This window comes from Pseudactinotalea sp. HY160, from assembly GCF_009372055.1.
Taxonomy (GTDB): domain Bacteria; phylum Actinomycetota; class Actinomycetes; order Actinomycetales; family Beutenbergiaceae; genus HY158.
In genome coordinates this window covers 328271-341453 of sequence record NZ_WHMT01000002.1, presented here as the reverse complement: position 1 = coordinate 341453, position 13183 = coordinate 328271, and the positions used below count along the sequence as shown (strand labels likewise).

Here is a 13183-nt window from a genome sequence, read left to right as displayed (position 1 = left end):
TGATGATACAAGCGCCTGAGCTTATGCTGAGGGGGGTTGGTCGAAGCTATTGGCAAGGTGATACGCAGGTCAAGGCCCTCGAGAGTGTCGACCTTCGGATTGAACCGGCCGATTACGTAGCAGTGACTGGTCGTTCCGGTTCTGGAAAGTCGACACTTCTTAACCTGATCGGCCTTCTGGACCAGCCGACTGCGGGAAGATACTCGGTAGCGGACCGTGAGACGACTACGATGAGCGTACAGGCTACTGATGTGCTTCGCAGTCGGGTTTTTGGCCTGGTGTTCCAGTCCTTTCATCTGGTGGACTATCTGACCGTTTCTGAGAATGTGGAAGCCGGTCTCACGTACACCGGCTGGTCGAGATCGACGTGCCAAACGCAGATTTCCGAATCGATCATCAATGTAGGACTGCAACACCGAAGTTCAGCGAGAGCGAGCACCCTTTCCGGTGGCGAGCGTCAGCGTGTTGCCATCGCCAGGACCCTCGCCCGGTGCCCAAGCGTCCTTCTAGCTGACGAACCAACAGGCAACCTCGACCAGGCGAACGCTGACATAGTGCTTGACCTGTTCGAGATGATTCGGGCGAGTGGCGTGACAGTGCTCATGGTGACGCACGATGAAGAGACGGCGGCACGGGCGGATAGACGCCTGCGGATGCGCGACGGGCGAATCGACAATGACGCATGAGGCAAGGAGGTAATACTAGGAGACCGCGACGGATCTACTCGGCGATATCACGCCTGAGCCTGCGAACGGTCACCAGGAACCCCCTGCGGACGCTCCTTGCGACACTCGGGGTTGCCCTTGGGGTTGCCGTGTTGGTGGCATCTGTCGGGATGGCAGCGACTCTCAACGCACAGGTGAACGCCACCTTCGACAGCCTGCGTGCAACACGGATCGTGGTCCAGGACAACCGCGTGATCGTCAGTGACCCGCTCTTCGATCTTCACGGTGTTGACGATCAGCTCGCCGGGGTGCCAGGAGTTATTGCGGGCGGGTATCTGAGCACCGATCAGCAATCTGCATCAGTGCCGGTGAGCTCAAGCCTGTTTGGGCCACGGGAACAGTTCACCATCGTCTTTGCCACACCGGGGGCGTTACCAGCGTCCTTGGCAACCTTGAACGCTGGAATCTTCTACGACGCGACCTCCGCAGCTCTTAGCCAGCCGATCGTTGTGCTGGGCCCTGTGGTAGCTGAACGGCTCGGCATTACCGAAGTGACCGCAGACTCAGGTCTCATCGTTGCGGGACAACCTGTTGCGGTGGGAGGGATTCTTGCCAGTACCGGCTCTGAGCCTCAGCTGTCCGAGGCAATTATCGTGGATCCGCGTGTGGCTGCCGAACTTGGACTCCGGGTTCCGGAGGAGTATACCGCTTTGGTGCGCACCGAAGTTGGGTCAGTACGGGCTGTTGCACTTTCGCTGCCACTCACGTTGCGACCGTTTGACCCTGTGAGCGTCGGGATCTCCTACCCGCCCGAGCCCCGCGATTTGAGAGGGGGTATTCAAGAGTCACTCAACACCCTGGCGCTCGTCGCCGCAGGGTTGGCGATCTTCATCGGCGGTGTTGGCATCATGAGTGTGATGGTATCGGCTGTTGCACAGCGCACCGGTGAGATTGGTCTACAGCGCTCCATCGGCGCTCGCCCGCGTCACATCGCGGTGCAGATTCTTCTCGAAGGAAGCCTTATTGGTCTGCTCGGTGCCGTGACTGGAGCAATCTTGGGTGTCGCGGTACTTATCTGTATCTGCTTGATCAACGGGTGGCAGGCTGTTGTGCCCACCTGGGCGTGGTGGGCACCCACGTGCGGGGGCTTCCTGACTGGAGCTTTGGCCGGTCTCTACCCGGCATCCCGTGCCGTGAGGCTTAGCCCGGCGGAAGCACTTCGTACGAACTAGCGTGCGTCGCGATCGAAACACGGGGGCGCTGGTAGTACCGGGGCAAGGGAGCGGGTGCCTAACACATTCGGTGGGGTTCTCGTGCAAGGCTGTGTCGCCCAACTTGATCACAATTGGTCTTGCCCCGGCGTGCTCAGCGCTCCGGCAGGATGATGAGGGCGAGATAGTCGGCGAGGCAGCCGGCCATGTCGATCGCGGGGTCGAGGAGCCACTGATCCTGGAGGCCGTCCCACATCGCGATGATCGTCGCGGCGGCGCGCTCGGGGTCGGTGCCGGAGCGCAGCCGGCCCTGGTCGCGGAGCTCGCGCAGTTGGTCGGCGTAGGCGGTGCGCAGCCCGGCGAAGCGGGCCGTGAAGTAGTCCCGGGCCGGGTGCCCCTCGGTCATGGCCTCCCCGCACAGCACCGAGTAGAGCTCTATGAGCGAGGGGGTCGCCTCGTTGATGCGGGCCCGTCGCACGAGCGCCGAAGGGAAGTCGTGTGCCTCCTCCTCGGGCAGGCGCTCGCCGTCGATCTCGTCGCGCCGGTCGAGCACCGCGACGAGTAGATGGCGCTTCGTGGGGAAGTGGTGGAGCAGGCTCGTCTGGCTCATCCCGACCCGGTCGGCCACCTCCTGCAGGGATCCGCCGTGGTAGCCGCGGGCCGCGAACACGTCGAAGGCGGCGTCCACGATGCTGCGTCGGCGCTCGGCCGACTTCGCGTACGGTCCACGCCTGCGCCCCGTCACCCGAGTCTCCATGGCGACCACGCTACCCGGGACATGTGATCCATTCGAATCTTGAGTACTCACTCGAAATTGACGTAGGGTGGGTGCACGGGCCACCGCAGGGGGTCCGAAACCGAACGGGCTCCGGGATCACGCACCTGGCCGATGGGCAGCACCGATTCCTCCGCCCCACAACGAAGTGGCCTCACATGACATCACTGACACGAAGGCAGTTGTTGACCTTCGGCCTCGGTGCGACCGCAGCCGGCGCGCTCGCCGCCTGCGCGACCCCCGGGACGACCTCGGTCAACGCCGCACCCACGATCCCGCCGGAGCCCTCCGGCGATCCCGTCCGGCTCACGTACTGGGCCTGGCTCAAGGACCTGCAGCAGGTCGCCGACATCTGGAACGCCCAGAATCCGCACATCCAGGTCGAGACCGTCTGGATCCCGGGCGGCAACGAGGGCGGATATCAGAAGCTGTACTCCGCGCTCGCCGCCGGCGGCGGCCCGGACCTCGCCCAGGTCGAGCTGCGCGCCGTGCCCGAGTTCATGCTCGTGAACGGGCTCGTGGACCTCTCCCGCTACGGCGCCGACGCCGCCGCGCCGACCTTCGATCCCACGCTGTGGAATCAGGTGTCGTTCACCGGCGGGGTCTACGGGATCCCGCAGGACTCGGGCCCGATGGCGACGTTCTACCAGACCGAGCTGTTCGAGAAGATCGGCGCGAGGCCGCCCGACACCTGGTCGCAGTGGGCGGAGGTCGCCGCCGAGTTCCGCACGGCGGGCGCCTATATCGACGTCTTCCCGATCGCCGATCCGAGCTCATTCGTGGCGTATGCCACCCAGGCCGGCGCGACCTGGCTCACCCCGACCGACGACGGCTGGGTCATCGACATGACCGGGGAGGCCACGCTCACCGTGGCCCGCTTCTTCGACCACGCGATCGACTCCGACCTCGTGACCACGGACTACGGCCTCTACTCCCCGCCCTGGTTCGCGGCCGCCGCAGCCGGCGGGCTCGCCTCGCTCACGGACGCGAGCTGGGCCGACGCCCTCCTCGAGGGCGTCTCCGGCGCCGAGGGGAAATGGCGGGTCGCGCCCATGCCCCGGTGGGAGCACGGCGGCTTCGGCTCGAGCTTCCGCGGGGGATCCACGACCACCGTGCTCGCCCACAGCGCCCACCCGGCCGAGGCCCTCGAGTTCGCCACCTGGCTCAACGGATCGCGCGCGGGCATCGACGGGCTGATCGAGCACTGCGGCATCGGCTGGTCGGCGAATCCCGACTACATCGGCGCCTCCCGCATGCAGCCCTCGCCGTTCTTCGGCGGGCAGGACTACAACACCGACGTGTTCCTCCCGGCGTCCACGGAGCAGAACCCCGACTGGTCCTGGTGGCCGATCACCCAGCAATCCCTCAACATCCTCGCCGACGAGTTCCGGCGCAAGCCCTCCGGGCAGAGCCTCGTCGACGCCGTCGCGAACGCCGAGCGGCAGATCATCAGCGCCTTCGAGAACAAGGGCCTGAGCATCCGGAAGGAGACGGCATGAGCACCTCGACCACCACCCGTACCCCGCGAACGCGCACCGGGGCCGCCACGACCTCCGGCGGCCGCAAGCGCGCCCCGTGGCTGCTGCTCGCCCCGTTCCTGGCCGTCTTCGTGTTCACGTTCGTGCTGCCCATCGCGGCCGCGGTCGGCTCGAGCTTCGTCAAGGTCACCCGCTCGGGACTCTTCGGCGAGGCGGGGGTCACGAGCGAGTTCGCCTGGTTCCACAACTACGCCCAAGCCCTCTCCGACGGCAGCTTCCTCGCCTCGATCGGGCGGATGTTCCTCTTCGGCATCGTGCAGGTGCCCGTGATGATCGTGGCGGCAACGGTGCTGGCGTTCCTGCTCGAGTCCGCCTCGGCCCGCTGGCCCAGCGCGTTCCGGGCCGCCTTCTTCCTGCCCTACGGCGTGCCGGGCGTCATCGCCACGATCCTGTGGACGTTCCTGTACGTGCCGGGCCTGAGCCCGATCGTCGACGTCGCCTCCTGGATGGGCGTCGACATCGACTTCCTCGGCGGCGGCACGGTGCTGTGGTCGATCGCGAACATCGTCACCTGGTCCTACACCGGCTACAACATGCTCATCATCATCGCCCAGCTCAAGTCGATCCCGGTCGAGCTGTACGAGGCGGCGCGGGTCGACGGCGCCTCCCCGCTGCGGATCGCCCGGAGCATCCAGCTTCCGCTTATCGCGCCGGCGCTCATGCTCACGACCATCTTCTCGATCATCGGCACCCTGCAGCTCTTCGCCGAACCGCAGGTGCTCCAGGCGGTCTCCCCGGCGATCGACAGCCAGTACACGCCGAACCTGAGCGCGTACACCACCGCCTTCGCCTACAACGACTACAACGTCGCCGCGGCGCAGGCGGTCCTCATCGCGCTCGCCGCGTTCCTCCTCTCCTTCGCATTCCTGCGCCTGACGAACCGGAAGGGCTGACCCATGAGCACCCTCGAGACCGGCACGAACATGAGCACGACCGCCAGTCCCATCACGCCCCGCCCGCGGCCGGGGAAGGTCCGGCGGATGGCGGGCACGAAGGCCTCGACCACGATCATCGTCACCGCGATCCTGGTCCTCGTCGCGCTGTACTTCCTCATCCCCGTCTACTGGGTCATCGTCGCCGCCACGAAGACGACCGGTGACCTGTTCTCCACGAACGGCCTCTGGTTCGGCAGCGAGTTCTCGCTGTGGGCCAACCTGCGGGAGGTGCTCACCTACGACGGCAGCATCTACATCCGCTGGTTCGCCAATTCGATCCTCTACGCGGGCGTCGGCGCCGTGTTGGCGACGTACTTCGCCGCGGCCGGCGGCTACGCGCTGGCGAAGTACAGATTCCGCGGGAACACGCTCATCTTCGGCACGATCCTCGGCGGGGTGCTCGTGCCCGCCACGGCCACGGCCCTGCCGTTGTTCCTGCTGTTCAGCCAGCTCGGCATGGCGAACACCTACTGGAGCGTGCTCATCCCCTCGCTCGTCTCCCCGTTCGGGCTGTTCCTGTGCCGGATCTACGCGGATGCGACCGTGAGCGACTCGCTGCTGGAGGCGGCCCGCCTCGACGGCGCCGGGGAGATCCGGATCTTCCACGTGGTCGGTCTGCGGATCCTCACCCCCGCGCTCGTGACCGTGTTCCTCTTCCAGCTCGTGGGCATCTGGAACAATTACTTCCTGCCCCTGGTCATGCTCTCCGACACGACGCTGTACCCGATCACACTCGGCCTGAACACGTGGCTGAGCCAGGTGAACAGGCTGCCGGAGTTCTACCAACTCACCACCGGCGGCGTGCTGCTGTCGGTCATCCCGCTCGGCATCGCCATGATCGTGCTGCAGCGCTTCTGGCGCGGCGGCCTCACCGAAGGAGCAGTCAAGGAATGACGTATGTGACCGCGATCGGCCCCGGCTCGGGTCCCCGCCGCCCGGCCCGCTCGTGGCTGCACACCGACGCGCCCTCGCTCAGCCTCAACGGCAGCTGGCGCTTCCGGCTTCTGGACGGCGCCCCCGGCTCGCCCGGGGCGGGCGGCGTGCTGCCCGAGGGGGAGGAGCCGGAGGCGATGGCGCGCGAGTCCTACGACGACGGCACTGCCAACGGCTGGGGCGAGCTCACCGTGCCCTCGCACTGGGTGCTCGACCCCCGCCACGGCGCCCCCGCCTACACGAACGTGCAGTACCCGTTCCCACTCGACGTGCCGCACGTGCCCGACGAGAACCCGACCGGGGACTACCGGCGCACGTTCGAGGTGCCCGAGTCCTGGAGGGATGCGCAGTGGGTCGAGGCGATCGTGCTGCGCTTCGACGGCGTGGAGTCCCGCTACAAGGTGTGGATCAACGGCGCCGAGATCGGGGTCGGCACCGGCAGCCGCCTCGCCACCGAGTTCGACGTGACCGCCCACGTGCGGGCGGGCCGCAACACGATCGCGGTGCGGGTCCACCAGTGGTCGGCCGACTCCTACGTGGAGGATCAGGACCAGTGGTGGCTCCCGGGGATCTTCCGCGACGTCACCCTCCTCGCCCGCCCGGTCGGCGGGATCGAGGACGTGTGGATCCGCGCCGACTACGCCGCGCTGGACGAGGGCGCCGGAACGATCACCCCGGAGGTCACGGCCGGCGCGGGCGCCTGGCCGCTCACCCTGAGCGTGCCGGAACTCGGGATCTCCCAGCGCTGGGAGGGTCCCGGCGACGTGGCCCCGCTCGCGGTCGGCCCGGTCGAGCCCTGGTCGGCCGAGTCGCCCCGCCTGTACGAGGCGAGCATCGCGAGCGCCGGCGAGGAGGTCTCGCTGCGGCTCGGGTTCCGCACCGTCTCGATCGAGGGCGGTCGCCTCCTGGTGAACGGGCGCCGGGTCGTCTTCCACGGGGTCAACCGGCACGAGACCCATCCGGACCGCGGGCGGGTCTTCGACGAGGAGTTCTCCCGCACCGATCTGGCGATGATGAAGCGGCACAACGTCAACGCGATCCGCACGTCCCACTACCCGCCCCACCCGCGCCTGCTCGACCTCGCCGACGAGCTCGGCCTCTGGGTCGTGCTCGAATGCGATCTCGAGACCCACGGGTTCCAGCGCGAGGGGTGGATCGGGAACCCGAGCGACGATCCCGCCTGGGCGGAGGTCTACCTCGACCGGATGGCCCGCACCCTCGAACGCGACAAGAACCACCCGAGCATCGTCATGTGGTCGCTCGGGAACGAGTCCGGCACGGGGGCGAACCTGGCCGCCATGGCCGCCTGGGTCCGCACCCGCGACCCGCAGCGCCCCGTGCACTACGAGGGCGACCACGCCGGCGCCTACACGGACGTGTACTCGCGCATGTACGCCACGGTCCCCGAGGTCGCGGCCATCGGCAGCGACGACGATCGCTCCCTCCTGCTCGGGGCCACGGCCGCGGAGTCGGCGCGCCAGCGCACGAAGCCGTTCCTGCTGTGCGAGTACGCCCACGCCATGGGCAACGGTCCCGGCGGGCTCGACCAATACGAGGAGCTCACGCGCGCGCACGAGCGCGTGCACGGCGGATTCGTGTGGGAATGGCGCGACCACGGGCTGCGCACCCGCACCGCCGACGGCACCGAGTTCCTCGGCTACGGCGGCGACTTCGGCGAGGTCGTCCACGACGGCAACTTCGTCATGGACGGGCTCGTGCTCTCCGATTCCACCCCGACCCCGGGGCTGGCCGAGTTCAAGCAGGTCTCCTCCCCGGTCCGGCTGGCGATCGAGGAATCCGGCGGCCTGCGGGTGCAGGTGACGAACCGTCGCCACAGCACCGACACGAGCGACCTCGAGCTGCGCTGGTTCCTCGAGCGGGACGGGGAGCCGGTCACCGGCGGAACCGTGCACGCCGGCCCGGTTCCCGCCGGCGGCGAGGGCGTGTTCCCGCTTCCCGCCATGCGCATGGACGACGCCGGGCCGGGTGAGTTGTGGCTCACCGTCGAGGCCGTGCTCGCCCGGGCGAGTTCGTGGGCCCCGGCGGGCCATCCGCTCGTGTTCACCCAGCACGAGCTCGCCGCCGACTCCGGCGCCGGGGGCTCGCCCACCGGTCCCTCGGCGGCGGGCGCGCCGGCGGTCGCGACCCGGGCGGGCGCCGTCCATACGCCCGTACCGGAGCTGCTCGAGCTCGGACCGGCCACGTTCCGTCACGGGCGACTCGTCGAGCTCGCCGGCCGGCCCGTGCGCGGGCCGCGGCTGGAGCTGTGGCGGGCGCCGACCGACAACGACCGGCTCACGGGGCTCGGATCGTACGAGCACGTCGATCCGTGGACGAGCCCGCCCGATGCGGACGCCCCGGCTCACGCCGACCGGTGGCGGGCGGCGGGCCTGGACCGGATGAACGCCCGGCTGCTCGAGGCGCGCGCCGGCCGCGACGAACTGGTGGTCCGGCGCCGCTGGGCCGCGGCGAACGAGCGGGCGAGCGTCGAGACGCAGGAGCACTGGCGGCTTGCGGGCGGTGAGCTGTGGCTGCGGGCCGAGATCGTGCCGAGCACCGGCTGGGACATGCTCTGGCCGCGGATCGGTCTGCGATTCGACCTGCCGCGCGAGATCGACGCCGCGAGCTGGTTCGGCACCGGGCCGCTCGAGTCCTATCCGGACAGCCGCCGCGCCGCCCGGGTGGGGCGGTTCAGCGCCGACCTGGCGGGCCTCGCGCCGGCGTACGCCCGCCCGCAGGAGTCCGGCCACCGCAGCGACCTGCGCTCGCTCACCCTCCGGGCGGGGGACGTGGACTGGCTGCGGATCGACGCCGCCGCCGACGCGCGCGGACGTCGCCCCGGCTTCACGCTCACCCCGCACACCGCCCAGGAGCTCGACCGGGCCCGGCACCCGCACGAGCTGCCCGCGCCGGGAGCGACGTACCTGTACCTGGACGCCGCGCAGAACGGGCTCGGCTCCCGCTCGTGCGGCCCGGACGTGTGGCCCGACCACCAGCTGCGGCCGGAGGCGCGCACGCTCACGCTGTGCTTCCGGCCCGCGTGAGCGGAGCGGGGGCTATCGTCGGAGCGAGGAGCCGATGAGCCGACGAAGGGCCACGCCATGCCGGGATTCCAGGGAATCTCCCACCTCGACCTGACCGTGTCGGACGTCGAGGCGAGTGCCGACTGGTACGCGCGCGTGCTCGGCCTGAGGCGGCTCAAGCGGGCCGAGTTCGCCGACCGGATCATGATCGTGCTGCGCCACGAGGCCACCGGCCTGATCATCGGCCTCAACCAGCATGCCGACTCCCGCGCCGACGCCTTCGACGAGCGCCGGCCCGGGCTCGACCATGTGGGCCTCACCGTGGCGGACCGGGCCGAGCTCGACTCGTGGGAGCGGCACCTGACCGAGCACGGCGTCGACCACTCGCCCGTGACCGATGCCGCCTCCGGTGCGGGCACGGCGCTCGTGTTCCGCGATCCCGACAACATCCAGCTCGAGTTCTGGTGGAGCCGGCTCAGTCCATCCTGGCCTGCATTCGCCGCATCGGGCGGGACAAAGAAAAGACCCGGCCCACGAGGGGCCGGGTGAGTAAGTACTACTACGTTAGCGCATGAACAGTCCGGACGCCAGAAGCGGGAAGTTCAGAGCTGAGGCGCTCACTACCAGCCATCGGGTCTCGTCACGTTCCCGACCCGATCTGGAAGTTGATTCCGCGTGAATGTCTCTTCGTTGAGTCTCCACCACCAGTGATCGCCGACCCCATCGGACTTGTGGCCGGCGAGGTCTCCGGCCGTCCTACCGCCCCGCGGATTGACGAGTCCGACCGGGACTCGCTGACGGGCTGCCCTGATAGGAAATGCCAGGTCGCTGTCATTCGACACCACGACGGCGCCATCGATGCTGCCGGAGAGTACGTCGAGTAGCAGGTGTGCTGCGACGTTCACATCGCTGCCCTTCTCCTCGATGTGCAGGTATTGGACCATGAAGCGTGCGTCGTGAACGGACTTCCCGGATGAGTCGCGCACCATCACGGGCCACGCCGATTGCGTCACGACCGGTCGGCGGCTGACAGGGTCATTCGTGGCAAGCAGACCCATCTTGGTGCGAACGACGTAGTTTCCATACTCGATGTGGTCGACGGATCCGCTCGAGACCAAGGCCTTGAGGTACAGATCCTGATCGAAGTGGGCTGATGGATCCAGCTTTGAATCAACGCGTGCCGTGCAGTAGACGATCTTGGTCACGCACGTGTCCTGCCATGCGCCCTGCGTTCGGATCACACTCTCGACGAGTCCTCGGACATCGAGCCAACGCCACCCTTCGGTGCCGCGGCCGCAGGTCGAACGTCCGCCGTAGTACAAGTTGTAGCCGTCGACGTAGACCCCGATCCGCACGGCTCAGTCCATCCCGAGCCGCTCGGCCACGAAGTCCAGATCCTTGTCGCCGCGGCCGGAGAGGTTGACCACGAGCACATCTTCGGGGCCGAGCTCCGGTGCCATCCGGATCGCGTGCACGAGCGCGTGGCTCGACTCGATCGCGGGGATGATGCCGTCCGTGGCGCACAGCAGCTGGAACGCCTCGAGGGTCTCCTCATCCGTCGCGGTCACGTACTCGACCCGGCCGACGTCGCGCAGGTGGGCGTGCTGAGGGCCGACGCCGGGATAGTCGAGCCCGGAGGCGATCGAGTGCACCGGCCACGGCTCCCCGGCCTCGTCCTGGAGCAGGCGGGTCTGCATGCCGTGGATGACGCCGGTGCTGCCGAGGGTCATCGTGGCGGCGTGATCCCCCGGCTGCTCCAGTCCACGCCCCGCCGGCTCGACCCCGTAGATCGCGACGTCGGCGTCGTCCAGGAATGCGCTGAACAGGCCGATGGCGTTCGAGCCACCCCCGACCGAGGCGATGAGCGCGGTGGGCAGGCGGCCCTCCTTCTCGAGCACCTGCGCGCGCGCCTCCCGGCCCACGATCGCCTGGAAGTCGCGCACCATCGACGGGAACGGATCCGGGCCCACGACCGATCCGATCGCGAACATCGTGTCGGCGAAGTCGTTCGCCCACACCCCGAACGCCGAGTCGACCGCATCCTTGAGGCACCGGCCCCCGGACTCCACCGGCACGACCGTGGCCCCGAGCAGGCGCATCCGCACGACGTTGGGGTGCTGCTTGGCGATGTCGATCGCGCCCATGTGGATCTCGCACTCGAGCCCGAGCAGCGCCGCCGCGGTCGCGAGCGCCACGCCGTGCTGGCCCGCGCCGGTCTCGGCGATGAGCTTGCGCTTGCCCATGCGCTTGGCCAGCAGCGCCTCCCCGAGCGTGTGGTTGATCTTGTGCGCGCCCGTGTGGTTGAGATCCTCGCGCTTGAGGTAGATCTTCGCGCCGCCGAGCCGGGCGGTGAGGCCGCGAGCAAGGAACAGCGGCGAGGGCCGGCCCACGAAGTCGGCGAGCAGGGCCTCGTATTCGGCGTGGAAGGCCGGGTCGTCCTTGGCCTGGGCGTAGGCGGCGGCGACCTCGGCGATCGGGGCCTCGAGGTGCGGGGGCAGGAAGCGGCCGCCATAGGAACCGAAGAAGCCGGACTCATCGGCGGTGGTGAGTGACGTCATGGCCGAAGCGTAGCGCCCGGGCGAGCGTCGTCCAGCGGTGGACGTGAATCGGGGATAGCGGTGCCGGGGACCGTGTGCGAAGATTTGCGCGTGGCCACGAGTGCCGCACGTGACCGGTCCGACGGGCCGGGGCGCACGCGCATAATCTCCTTGACGGACGCGATCGTCGCGATTGCGATGACGCTGCTCGTGCTTCCGGTCGTCGACGTGGCGGACCAGTGGGATGTCGCGCATCCGGGACGATGGTTCGCCGTCCACGGGGATCTGATGCTCTCGTTCGTCCTCAGCTTTCTCGTGATCTACGTCTTCTGGGCCGCTCACGCGGCCGCATTGCGCGCTGCCGGAGACCGCTCCACGATGGGGGCCGTGCGCGTGCTCACGATGCTGTGGCTCCTCGTCATTGCGTTCCTGCCGTTCCCGACGGCGGTCGTGGGACATGAGCTCGACACGACCTCGGCCCCCTTCTATATCGGCACCATGTTTGTGCTCTCCGTGCTCACATCGACCATCGTGACCATCGCCGGTCATCACCGGAACGAGGACGACAACATCGGGTCGGATCATCGACTCGGCTGGGCATGGGTCACCACGGCCGTCTTCGGGGCGTGTGCCCTGATCAGCGCCGTGCACGCGGAGCTTGGGCTGTTCGCCCTGCTCATTCTCCTGCTCCTGCGCATCATCGAGGTCGTCGGCAGGTACCGATCGACCGCTATCCGGTTGGCGGAGACCGGACCCCGTGAGGAGGATCCATCATGAGCGTTCAACAACCGGGCTTCATCCGGGAGTCGACTCTCCAGTCACAGCCGGGAACGGCGCCCTGGTGGGTGGGGAGAAGACATCCGGTGTGGCTGGCTGTCGGTCTTGCGGCGGTGACGATGCTCCTGACGGCGGCGATCGGAGTCGGCGGACGGGTCTTTGCTCCGACCGCGGATCCGATATCGGTCCGGCTCGCCGCCGTGCTGTTCCTGGCCGTCGGTGCGTGCGTCGTCGTCGGCGGGGCCGGCGCCTGGCGCCGGGTCGGTGCGGGAGGCCCCGCCGGGTGGCGGCAGCCTGGCCTGCTCATCGTGCCCGGGATCATCGCCCTGGCCCCCATCGTGACCGGAATCGAGCTACCGGGCGGGAGCCTGCTGATTGTGCTTGTGGTCGGCTACGTGGCGACGGGCGTCTTCGAGGAGCTCTGGCATCGCGGCCTGATCCTGGATGTGCTCCGTGGGCTCGGAGTGCGCCGATCGGCCATTCTCGGTGGCGCCCTGTTCGCGGGCACCCACCTGGCGAACGTCGTGTTCGGGCAACCGATCGCCGTCACCTTGGCCCAGGCTGTCGGTGCGTTCTGCTTCGGCGTGGGATTCTCGCTCATGCGGTGGCGCACCAACGCCATCTGGCTGTTGATCGCGATCCATGCTACGGGTGACCTGCTCCTCCACATCACCGGGCTGCACGGCGGACTGCTGTGGGTCTTCCTCGTGGGCCATGACATCGCCATGGGCCTGTGGGGCCTGTGGTGCCTGCGTGGGCTCAGGGATGAGGCGAGGGTTCTCGCCTGAT

Annotated in this window: 12 protein-coding genes; 9 read left to right on the top strand and 3 right to left on the bottom strand. The window is 68.3% G+C overall.

Annotated features, from left to right (window positions below; genetic code table 11):
- Positions 1-2 precede the first annotated feature (2 nt).
- Together GCG21_RS04180 and GCG21_RS04175 are read left to right on the top strand one after the other, a co-directional pair.
- Positions 3-686: an ABC transporter ATP-binding protein gene (locus GCG21_RS04180; RefSeq protein WP_370517269.1), complete on the top strand. Its 684-nt coding sequence runs from the start codon at positions 3-5 to the stop codon at positions 684-686.
- Positions 683-1897, top strand: a complete 1215-nt coding sequence (locus tag GCG21_RS04175) for an ABC transporter permease (protein ID WP_152817976.1) — start codon at positions 683-685, stop codon at positions 1895-1897. Before GCG21_RS04180 ends, GCG21_RS04175 begins: the two co-directional genes overlap by 4 nt.
- A gap of 133 nt (positions 1898-2030) precedes the next feature.
- Here the strand turns inward: GCG21_RS04175 and GCG21_RS04170 are convergent, their stop codons facing one another.
- Positions 2031-2633 (bottom strand): TetR/AcrR family transcriptional regulator, encoded by a 603-nt coding sequence (locus tag GCG21_RS04170; RefSeq protein ID WP_152817975.1) that lies wholly within the window; start codon positions 2631-2633, stop codon positions 2031-2033.
- A gap of 176 nt (positions 2634-2809) precedes the next feature.
- Here GCG21_RS04170 and GCG21_RS04165 point away from each other — a divergent pair, with 176 nt between their 5' ends.
- Genes GCG21_RS04165 through GCG21_RS04145 form a run of 5 tightly spaced genes read left to right on the top strand, consistent with a single transcriptional unit; the run spans position 2810 to position 9629 of the window.
- A complete protein-coding gene (locus tag GCG21_RS04165) occupies positions 2810-4150 on the top strand; it encodes an extracellular solute-binding protein (RefSeq protein WP_152817974.1) in 1341 nt (446 codons plus the stop codon).
- Complete coding sequence (locus GCG21_RS04160) at positions 4147-5082, top strand: carbohydrate ABC transporter permease (protein ID WP_152817973.1); 936 nt, start codon at positions 4147-4149, stop codon at positions 5080-5082. Before GCG21_RS04165 ends, GCG21_RS04160 begins: the two co-directional genes overlap by 4 nt.
- A gap of 30 nt (positions 5083-5112) precedes the next feature.
- On the top strand, positions 5113-6018 hold the full coding sequence (locus GCG21_RS04155; protein ID WP_152818052.1) for a carbohydrate ABC transporter permease: 906 nt from the start codon (positions 5113-5115) through the stop codon (positions 6016-6018).
- Positions 6015-9101: a glycoside hydrolase family 2 TIM barrel-domain containing protein gene (locus tag GCG21_RS04150; protein ID WP_152817972.1), complete on the top strand. Its 3087-nt coding sequence runs from the start codon at positions 6015-6017 to the stop codon at positions 9099-9101. The genes GCG21_RS04155 and GCG21_RS04150 overlap by 4 nt, the downstream gene beginning before the upstream one ends.
- Positions 9102-9158: 57 nt before the next feature.
- Positions 9159-9629, top strand: coding sequence for a VOC family protein (locus GCG21_RS04145; RefSeq protein ID WP_152817971.1), 471 nt, complete (start codon positions 9159-9161; stop codon positions 9627-9629).
- A gap of 71 nt (positions 9630-9700) precedes the next feature.
- Here GCG21_RS04145 and GCG21_RS04140 read toward each other — a convergent pair whose 3' ends face one another.
- Complete coding sequence (locus GCG21_RS04140) at positions 9701-10285, bottom strand: NYN domain-containing protein (RefSeq protein WP_370517265.1); 585 nt, start codon at positions 10283-10285, stop codon at positions 9701-9703.
- Between the two features lie 153 nt (positions 10286-10438).
- Positions 10439-11638 (bottom strand): tryptophan synthase subunit beta, encoded by a 1200-nt coding sequence (trpB, locus tag GCG21_RS04135; protein ID WP_152817970.1) that lies wholly within the window; start codon positions 11636-11638, stop codon positions 10439-10441.
- A 150-nt stretch (positions 11639-11788) separates the two neighbouring features.
- Here trpB and GCG21_RS04130 point away from each other — a divergent pair, with 150 nt between their 5' ends.
- Positions 11789-12394: a TMEM175 family protein gene (locus GCG21_RS04130; protein WP_152817969.1), complete on the top strand. Its 606-nt coding sequence runs from the start codon at positions 11789-11791 to the stop codon at positions 12392-12394.
- Positions 12391-13182 (top strand): CPBP family intramembrane glutamic endopeptidase, encoded by a 792-nt coding sequence (locus GCG21_RS04120; RefSeq protein ID WP_194164927.1) that lies wholly within the window; start codon positions 12391-12393, stop codon positions 13180-13182. Before GCG21_RS04130 ends, GCG21_RS04120 begins: the two co-directional genes overlap by 4 nt.
- Position 13183: the final 1 nt, after the last annotated feature.

Bases quoted from the DNA above. Each gene is read 5' to 3' on its own strand.
- GCG21_RS04180 (WP_370517269.1), top strand. From the start codon at position 3: ATGATACAAGCGCCTGAGCTTATGCTGAGGGGGGTTGGTCGAAGCTAT.
- GCG21_RS04175 (WP_152817976.1), top strand. From the start codon at position 683: ATGAGGCAAGGAGGTAATACTAGGAGACCGCGACGGATCTACTCGGCG.
- GCG21_RS04170 (WP_152817975.1), bottom strand. From the start codon at position 2,633: ATGGAGACTCGGGTGACGGGGCGCAGGCGTGGACCGTACGCGAAGTCG.
- GCG21_RS04165 (WP_152817974.1), top strand. From the start codon at position 2,810: ATGACATCACTGACACGAAGGCAGTTGTTGACCTTCGGCCTCGGTGCG.
- GCG21_RS04160 (WP_152817973.1), top strand. From the start codon at position 4,147: ATGAGCACCTCGACCACCACCCGTACCCCGCGAACGCGCACCGGGGCC.
- GCG21_RS04155 (WP_152818052.1), top strand. From the start codon at position 5,113: ATGAGCACGACCGCCAGTCCCATCACGCCCCGCCCGCGGCCGGGGAAG.
- GCG21_RS04150 (WP_152817972.1), top strand. From the start codon at position 6,015: ATGACGTATGTGACCGCGATCGGCCCCGGCTCGGGTCCCCGCCGCCCG.
- GCG21_RS04145 (WP_152817971.1), top strand. From the start codon at position 9,159: ATGCCGGGATTCCAGGGAATCTCCCACCTCGACCTGACCGTGTCGGAC.
- trpB (WP_152817970.1), bottom strand. From the start codon at position 11,638: ATGACGTCACTCACCACCGCCGATGAGTCCGGCTTCTTCGGTTCCTAT.
- GCG21_RS04120 (WP_194164927.1), top strand. From the start codon at position 12,391: ATGAGCGTTCAACAACCGGGCTTCATCCGGGAGTCGACTCTCCAGTCA.